Annotated in this window: 3 protein-coding genes; all 3 read right to left on the reverse strand. The window is 61.2% G+C overall.

Going from position 1 to position 9172, the window contains the following annotated elements:
• Positions 1-257: 257 nt before the first annotated feature.
• Positions 258-2420, reverse strand: a complete 2163-nt coding sequence (locus tag JTJ32_RS02975) for a TonB-dependent siderophore receptor (protein WP_210040750.1) — start codon at positions 2418-2420, stop codon at positions 258-260.
• 374 nt (positions 2421-2794) lie between these two features.
• Positions 2795-5908 (reverse strand): autotransporter domain-containing protein, encoded by a 3114-nt coding sequence (locus tag JTJ32_RS02980; RefSeq protein WP_210040752.1) that lies wholly within the window; start codon positions 5906-5908, stop codon positions 2795-2797.
• Positions 5909-5999: 91 nt separating this feature from the next.
• Entirely contained in the window at positions 6000-9002 is a 3003-nt protein-coding gene (gene eprS, locus JTJ32_RS02985; RefSeq protein WP_210040754.1) for an autotransporter serine peptidase EprS, read from the reverse strand.
• Positions 9003-9172 lie beyond the last annotated feature (170 nt).

Consider the following 9172-nt stretch of genomic DNA (forward strand, 5'->3'; position numbering starts at 1 on the left):
CAAGGCGTGTCGGTGGAGGCACGGGACATGACGTCCCTTTTTAGAACACCTCGGCAGTGCGGGTCTGGGTGTGGCGTTTTTTTTCAAGAAGAAGCTCCAGCTGTCTTGCAAACGTTTATCAGACTGACTGCAAAAAAAGCCACCCGAAAGTGGCCGTATCAATAGATCGATACGTTGTCTTACAGGTGCCGTCTCGACAGTGGGGTGCCAATGCTTTGCTCTGCACCCCTCAGCCTTTGAAACGGCGGTTCCACCAATCAGAACTTGTATTTGGCCGTCAGCGTGTAGTTGCGCGGATCGCCGTAGGTGTCGGTGGATCCCCATACCGAGCTGGTACCAATCGCCGCGTAGTAGACCCGGTCGAACACATTGTTGGCGTTCAGTTGCAGGTCCAGATGCTTGTTGACCTGATAACCGGCCATCAGGTCGGCGACGGCGTAGCTACCCTGTTCGAGGCGATAGCTGCCGTCGGTGAGGGCGATGTCGTTGTACATGCGGCTTTGCCAGTAGACGTTGCCGCCTACGCGCAGTTTTTCCAGCGGGCCTTGAAAGCGGTACATGGTCGACACCTTGAACAGGTGTTCAGGTGTATCGGTGTCGAAGCGCTGGTTCTTGTTCGCCGGGTCGGCATCCTTCATGTAATGGGCGCGGGTGAAGGTGTAGCCTGCGCCAACCTGCCAGTTCTCGGTCAGTGCACCTTGCAGCTCCATGTCGACACCCTGGCTGCGCACCAGGCCCGACGCATCGTAGCAAGTGAGCACCGGGCAGCCTGCCTGGGTCGAGGTCTGGGTTCCGAGATTGGTCTGGTCAGTGCGGAACACCGCGAGGCTCGCGTTGAGCGCGCCGTTGAAGTATTCGCCCTTGATGCCGACCTCATAGTTTTCACCGACGACGGGCTTGAGCTGCGCGCCGGACAGGTCCTGATAGTTCTGTGGCTGGAAGATGTCGGTGTAGCTGGCGTACACGGAGTAAGTGTCGTCCAGCTTGTAGATCAGGCCGCCATAGCGCGTCACGTTTTTGGTGACCTTGTAATCACCATCGCCGGTGCGGTCATCGTAGTCGTACCAGTCCAGACGCCCCCCCAGAATCATCGTCAACGGATCGGCCAGACTCAGGCGTGTAGTGAGGTAGACGCCTTCCTGCGTGGCAACGCTGTGCAGGTTGCCGTCGCGTACGAAGTTCGGCTTCGGCGCGGCAATCGGCAGGCCGGTGTCGTAGGGGCTGTATTCCTTGCTGTCCTTGTCATAGACGCGTCGACTGGCTCCGATCACCAGTTCGTGGGTGCGGCCCAGTGCTTGAAAAGGACCGCTGGCGAAGGCATCGAAAGCGGTCTGTTTTTCCTCGGGGCGCGACTGGTAAGCCGTGGTTTCCAGCGGGCCGTTGTAGCGCGACAGGTAGGTGCCCGAGAACAGGCCGTCCAGGGACGAGGCGGTGCCGGCCAGGTGCAGCTTCCAGTCGTTTTCGAAGCGGTGTTCCAGCTCGGCGAAGACGGTATCGATCTGCAGCTTCTTCTTTTCCCAGTCGGATCCAGGGTAAGTGGAGCGGGGCAGGTTCAGGTGGTGTCCATCGGTGCCCAGTGGCAGGCCGCCCCAGAAGAAGTTGGTTTCGTCTTCCTGGCGCGAATAGCCCAGTGTGGCGGTCGTGGCGTCGCTCAGGTCAGCCTCGACTACGCCGTAAAACAGGCCGTGGTCGCTCTCTTCCTTGTCGCGAAAGCTGTTGGCATCCTGATAGGAGCCGACCACGCGGCCGCGCAGGGTGCCGCTGTCGTTCAGCTTGCTCGATGCATCGAACTCGCCGCGATAGTTGTCCCAGCTTCCGGCGCTGCCGGTCAGGGAGACCTGAGGCAATGCAGTAGGACGCTTGCGGACCATATTGATCGCCGCCGAGGGGTTGCCTGCGCCTGTGATCAGGCCGGTGGCGCCGCGAATCACTTCGACGCGGTCGAACATCGCCAGATTCGGCTGCACGCCCATCGTGAAGCCTGAGTACGAGGCGGGAATGCCGTCGTACATGATGTTGTCGATGTCAAAGCCGCGGGAGGTGTAAGTCTGTCGGCCCGGTCCGCTGGCCTGGCTGAGGAACAGACCGGGTGTATTCCTGACCACGTCGTTGACGCTGGTCATGGCCTGGTCGTCCATGCGCTGGCGGGTGATGACCGTCACGGCTTGTGGGGTTTCGCGCATGCTCAGGGGCAGTTTCGTGGCAGTCTGCATGACGCCGGTGGTGTAGGAGCCGGAGCCTTCCGTAGTCGTGCCCAGTCGGTCGTCGCTGATCTCGGTGGCGCCCAGTTCCATCGTACCGGTCGCTTGTACGGGGTCGGGTTCTGCGGCAAAAGCCCCTTGAGAGGTTGCTATCCCGATGCCGATAGCCAACAGGCATGGCGTGAAACGAAAACGGCTTTGCAGTTGCTGGCCCGACATGAACCTGACACTCCCTGAACGCCTTCCGTGGCCGCATGATAATGTTGATAAGAACGATTCGCGTTAGTGTGACAGATTGTTTCTGTCAGAAAAAGCTCACGCGGACAAATACTTAACAAAATTTTCACATTGTCGGGCGGGCGATCAATCTGGATAGGCGGGTGTTCAGGGGAAAAAGCGGGGCGTGGTTGAGTCGTAAGTCAGGTGTCACAGTGTCATGGATGCACTGCGTACTGCTGGAAGCCGCTTGCCGGGGATGGCGTCCGCTCAGTCGCTGATACAGCGCCTGAAAAGACGTATCGCCGGCAAGCCGCGTCCCACGGAGAGCGCGTTGTTTCAGAAGCCCATGATGTGTTTCATGAGCCAAGCATCCATCAGAACTGCCAGTCCAGCGACAGGCCCACGCCGTGAGTCTTGTCACGCGAACCCAGCAGGCCGTTGTAGTCCAGGTTGACGCGTGCGTCCTTGCCCAGCGCCAGGCTGGCGCGAGCGCCGACGACCGCAGCGTCACGGTCTATCGAAACGCTGTGTACCGCGAAAGTGTTCACGCCGCTGGCGAACGACAGATGTTGTTCGGACGAGGTGTCGCTCAGGTTGTGCTGCCAGCCCAGGGTTGCCGAAACGTCCAGCTTCTGGGTGTCGTTGAGGTTGAAACGGCTGCCTGCGCGTACACCCAGCGTGGACAGTACGGTGTCGCGGGTATCGTCACCGCCCTTGAGCGCCGTGGCGCCGCCTTTCTCGGTGAAGCTGTCGCTGTCCAGATGCACATAAGCCAGGTTGGCGAACGGCTCCAGTGCCAGCGGTTGCACGTTCAAACGGTACGCCGCTTCGGTGAAGACCTGAGTGGACTGCGCATCACGCTTGACCTTCTGACGGTCCGAGAACGGACCGAATTGCAGATCACGCTTTACGTCGATGCGGTGCCAGCTGTGAGACGCGCCCGCTGTGAGACGCATCGCACCTTGCTCGTGCCCGATATAGGCACCCAGGTGGTAGCTGTCTGCAGATGCACGCGAGTGAGTGTCATCGCCCAGGCTCAACGAGGTGTCGCTGTAACCGGCCATTGCGCCCAGTCGCGTGTGGTCGCTGATCAGGCCGTCGACGCCCGCGAGCAAGCCACCCAGCGATGACGTGGAGCTGGCGCCGTCGCTGCTGCCGCTGTTCTTGCCCCAGGCACCCAGCGCCTTGACCCAGACATTGTTGTCGTCGCTGCCCGGTGCCGGCTGGTCGTACAGCCCTTCGACCCGCAGGCGGTCGCCCACGGCATCGCGTAATTGACGACTGTCGTTGATCAGTTGGGTCGCGATGGCCGGATGCACTTCACCCGACAGTTGCGTGAACGCGCGACGAGCCGTGAGGGTGTCCGGACTCAACGCCACACTCTCATACAAGGCGTTGCCAGCGCCCAATTGCTCGATGGCCGAGGCAGCGCTGCGCTGATTGGACGTTTGTGCAGCGCTGGCAAAACTGTTGCCATTGCGCTCGACGGCCAGGGTGATACCGGTGCCGGAGTACGCGAGATTTCCACTCAGAAACGCAGTGTTCGTCAGGACCGAACCAAACTGACCCTGAACGCCGCCCGCAGCCTGCAGAACATCGAACGGTCGGTTGAGGAGGCTGTTGGTCTGGCTGTTGTTCAGGAGCGACGGGTTGGTTTCCAGTGAAAGGGTCATATTGGCACCGGTGACTGTGGCAGTGCCACCTGCGACAATCCGGTCACTGCCTGAAGGCGAGAGCTCGACCGCGTAGAGCGAGCCCGGCGCCAGGGTAAGATCGCCGTCCACGCGCAGCGTACCGATGGAATTGCCCGGCGCAACGGTGCTGCCGCGTCTGGCAAGCAGCGAGCCGATGCGGCCGTTGCCACCCAGCGTAGCGTTGTCGTTGAGGATCACGGCTGATGTCAGTGAACCGTTCACCGACAGGAGGCCTTGATCAACCCGTGTTGGCCCGCTGTAGGTGTTTGCGCCGGTCAGCATCAGCGTGCCGATACCTTGTTTGGTCAGACCGCCATGTCCGGAAATGTCGTTGCTCCAGACATCCAGCCCGCACTGCGGCCCGGTGCACGTACGCTGGGTGGGTTTGCCTGCGTCGACCACAGCACCGATGCCCGGAATATTGGCCACGAACTGGCTGTCGCCATAGCCGCCCTCGATGCGAAATTCAGCCGGAATGTCCGCCTCGGTCACGAACATCGCAGGGCCTTCGATGGCCTTGCGCAGGTTAATCATGCCCCAGCCGTACAGCGCATCGACGCCTGGGGCGCCGAGGTCGGTGGCGGTGGTTTTCAGCACTTCGGCAACCTGCGCGCCGGTCATATACGGAAAGCGCTCCATCAACACTGCCATGCTGCCCGCAACATGGGGCGCGGCCATGGAGGTGCCGTTCTTGTTGGCCCAGTCACTGGCAAGGTTCTCAAGGCTGTTGCCGTTGATCACCGCGCTATAGATGCGCGTGCCCGGTGCCGACACGCAAAAGCTCGCGGTATAGCCGCAACGTGAGGAGAAGGTGCTCAAGGTGTAGGGCGTGGTGGCCGACGCAGCCGCGTTCGGATTCTGTTGCAAGGCGGCAACGGTCAACCAGTCGGGTGCGATGTCCGGAACGAAATACCCCAGACCGGCCATGGCATCCGGGTTGTTCAGGTTGTAATCGTTGCCCGCAGCAAAAATCGTCACCACGCCACTGCGTGCGGCGTTGACAGCACCTGCGTAAGCGCCTCCCTCGGGGGAGTCGATGATCTGCGCGATTTCGTCGAATTGCACCTGTGCGTCCTGCACGGTGAAGTGCGGAAAGGCTGGATCACGCCCGCCGTTCGCAAAGCGGTCGGTGATGCCGATGCCCCAGCTGTTGTTGATCAAACGGGCGCCGCTGTTGACCAGTGCATCCCAGCCCGCTTTATAGACGGCACCGTCGTTGCCCAGCACAATTCCGTCCTCGGGCCCCGGATCACCATTGTCGGCGCTGATGATCTGCGCATTGAAGGCCACGCCATGCATGGGGCCGCCATCGCGGCTGCCACCCGCGATACCTCCGACATGCGTGCCGTGATTGCCGAGCTTTCCCCCGGAGTCCAGAGTCGGTGTGCCGTCGTAGCGAAATGCATCGCCCGCTTTCACAGGAATGTACGGGTCTGTGTATTCGCGTATACCGCTGGTTACCAGATTGACCACTTTGCCCGAACCCGAAAACTCCGGGTGCGCGGCGTACACCGGCTGGTCGAAAATACCCAGCTTGATGTCCTTGCCGGTATAGCCAGCGGCATAGGCGTACTGGGCCTCGATGGCGGCCAGTCCCCAGTCGGCGTTGAATTCGGCCGTTCGCCAGCTACCGGGGTTGTCGGGCAGTCCGGTCTCGACGTAAGGCGCAGCCTGCGCAACGCTCATGGTTGCGAGGTAGACCGCCAGTGCGCCGCAGGAGACGCGGTTGATCGCCCTGATGGACTGACGAAGGGAGGTGACAGAGGTCTGTCGGGTGATAAACGCATCGTTCATGAAACTACCGTCCTTAGTTGACGCACACAAAACTCCGCGCGCATGCATGGGCATGCGCGTTGTTCTTTTTTGAAGCGAGAGGGCTACGGAATCAGAACTGCCAGTTGAGGCTCAGCCCGATACCGTGGATTTTTTCGCGGCTGGCCAGTTGGCCGTTGTAATCCAGGCTTACCCGGGCGTCCTTGCTCACTGCCAGACTGGCGTGGGCGCCGACCAGCGCGGCATCGCGTACCAGAGGTGAGCTTTCGATTCCGAAGCTTGCGCCGCTGGACGCGAACGCCAAGTGTTGCTGCGAGTCGGTGTCGCTCAGGTTGTGCTGCCAGCCAAGACTGCCCGACAGCTCGAGTTTCTGTTGATCGTTGAGGGAGATGGTTTTCAAGGCGCGTGCGCCGAGGGTGCCCAGTACGGCATCACGCTTGTCGCGACCGGCTGACAAGGCGGCTGCGTCGCCTTTTTCGGTGAAACCATCCGTGGCCAGATGCACGTAAGCAAGGTTGGCAAAGGGCTCGATCGTCGCCGGCTGCAGGCGGATGCGATACGCCGCTTCGGTGAACACCTGGACGGTCTGGGCGTCGTGTTTGGTGGTTTCCCGGCCCCTTGCGCCGCCGACCTGAACATCGCGTTTGGCGTCGATACGGTGCCAACTGTAGGCACTGCCCACTGTCAGGCGCAGCGCGCCCATTTCATGACCGACATAAGCGCCCAGGTGGTAGCTGTCGACGGATGCACGTGAATGTGTGTTCGAACCCATGGCAATCGAGCTGTCGCTGTAGCCTGCGACCAGACCCAGACGGGTGTCGTCGGCCACTTTGCCATCGACACCGGCCAGCAGACCGCCAATCGAGGTGGTGTAGCCGGCGGTGCCATCGCGTGAATCGGTCTTGCCCCAGGCGCCCAGCGCCTTCAGCCACACATTGTCCTGCGCCGGGGTATCGCCCTCGGTGCCGAACGCACTCGCATTCAGACGCTCGCCAACGGCATCGCGCACCTGGCGACTGTCGTTGATCAGCACGGTGCCGATCGCCGGATGAACCTCGCCGGACAACTGCTGGAAGCTGTTGCGTGCCGACGCGGCAGAGGGAGAGAGCAACAGATTTTCGTAGACGGCGTTTCCGGCACCCAGCTGTTCGGCAGCCGTGGCGACTGCGGCCTGATTGGGCGTCTGCGCGACGCTGTCAAACGCGGCGGTGCGATCGATATTCAGGGCGATGCCGGTGGCGGCGTAATCGAGTCGACCACCCAGAAAGGCGTAGCTGGACGACACGCTGCCAAACTGGCCGTTGACGCCATTGGCAGCCTGCAACACGTTGTACTGACGGCCTTCCAGCGTCTGAGCGGATGAAGCATTCAATGCGACCGGTGTTTCATCCAGCGCCAGCGTCATGTTCGCCCCTGACACGGTCGCACTGCCTGTGGCGACGAGACGGTCGCTGGCTGTCGGCGAAAGCTCGACCGCGTAAGTCGATCCCGGCTCGAAAACCACGTCGCCATTGACCTGCAAGGTGCCGATGGAGTTGCCCGGCGCAACGCTGCCACCGCTGCGCGCCGTCAGCCCGCCAATCTGGCCCGTGCCACCCAGCGTACCGCCAGTGTTGACCTGCACTGCCGACACCAGCGAGCCGTTGACCGACAGCAGGCCTGCATTGACCAGCGTGTCACCGCGGTAAGTATTGTCACCTTCCAGAATCAACCGGCCCGTGCCGGACTTGATCAGACTGCCCTGATACTGGCGCTGTGCAGCAGCTGCCGCGCGCGCGATACCGACTGCATAATCGGTCTGGTCCTGTTGACTGGCCGCGCTCGCAACGCCGTTCTGCCAGCCTCTGCTGACCAGCGTCTGTTGCCATGCGGCCTGCTCGGTGCGGTCTTCGGCCTGACGCTGGATCAGGGCCTGGTCGGAAATGTCGTTGCTCCAGGTATCGGTCTGGCCTGCGCCCAGTGTTGCATCGAAGGTGCCGAGCAACTGGCCCGGCCCGCGCATCGCCCGCTCCAGATTGGCCACGCCCCAGCCCACATTGGTGTTCGGTGCCTGGGTGACCGAGCCATCCAGCTGAGTCGCCGTGGTCAACAGTACCTGCAGAGCCTGCTCGTTGTTCATGTACGGGAAGCGTTCCATCACCAGCGCGAGCGCACCCGTGGCGTGGGGTGCAGACATCGAGGTACCGGACTTGATCCCGTAACCGCCGCCCGGCACGGTGCCGTTGATCAGGCGTCCAGGTGTGGTGATGCACCAGTACTTGGCGATGCCGCACTGGTTGTAGCGTTGACCATTGGTGCTGTCCAGGCCTGATACGGCCAGCCAGTGGCCTTCCAGGTCAGGTTGAAAATACGGTAGCGAGGCTCGCACGCTGGCATTGGCATAACCGCTGTTGCCTGCGCTGAACACATTGATCACGCCCTTGCGCGATACGTTGGCCGCTTCGTCCAGCCAGGTGCCTCGGTTGTAGTGCTGGGCATAGGCAGCGCGCATGCCATCGTAGGTGGCGTAGGTCACGTCAGAGGGCTGGCTGCCCCAGCTGTTGTTGATGGCGCGCACACCGGCGTCGGCCAGTGCGCCATACACCGCTTTGAAATAGCGTGGGTCCGGACTCGGACCGAACAGGAAACTGTCGTTCTTGTTGGTGTTGCCTACGTATATCTGCGCGTTGTACGCCACGCCATGCACGCCCGCGCCATCCCGGGCTGCGCCCATGGTGCCTGTCACATGAGTGCCGTGTGTGTCGTTGTTCGGGTTGATGGCGCCGGTGACGCTGAACGGCGAGCCATCGACATAGGTGCCACTGGCGGTCACCGCATGAAAACGTGACGGGCTGGCTTCAGGGTGAGAAGGGTCATAACCCGAGTCCAGCGCCCCGATTTTCACACCCGCGCCAGTGATGCCTGCGGCATACGCGTGTTCGGCCTGAATACGGCCAAGTCCCCAGTCACTCTGGAACTCGGCGGACCGCCAACTGGCAGCATCGCCCAACCTGCCTTGTTCGACATAGTCGGCGTAGGCAGAACAGCCGAAAGTGAAGGAAAGTGCGCAGAGGGCGCCTGTTGCAGCAGGTTTGAAAGAATAACGGACGGCACTAACGGCTTTCGACTTTTGCATCCATGCACACCTGTAAACTGATTAGCTCCCTATCGAGCGCCGTAAGAACATAGTCCGCACGTACTCGCTTGGCAACAGAATTATTTCAGAATTGATACAGGTTTCTATACATATAAATAATGCATCACGAGTTATTTTTCAGGGTGATAGGTCATTGAAATAGTGAACGA

Origin of the sequence: Pseudomonas alliivorans (genome assembly GCF_017826695.1) — a bacterium.
GTDB classification, from domain to species: domain Bacteria; phylum Pseudomonadota; class Gammaproteobacteria; order Pseudomonadales; family Pseudomonadaceae; genus Aquipseudomonas; species Aquipseudomonas alliivorans.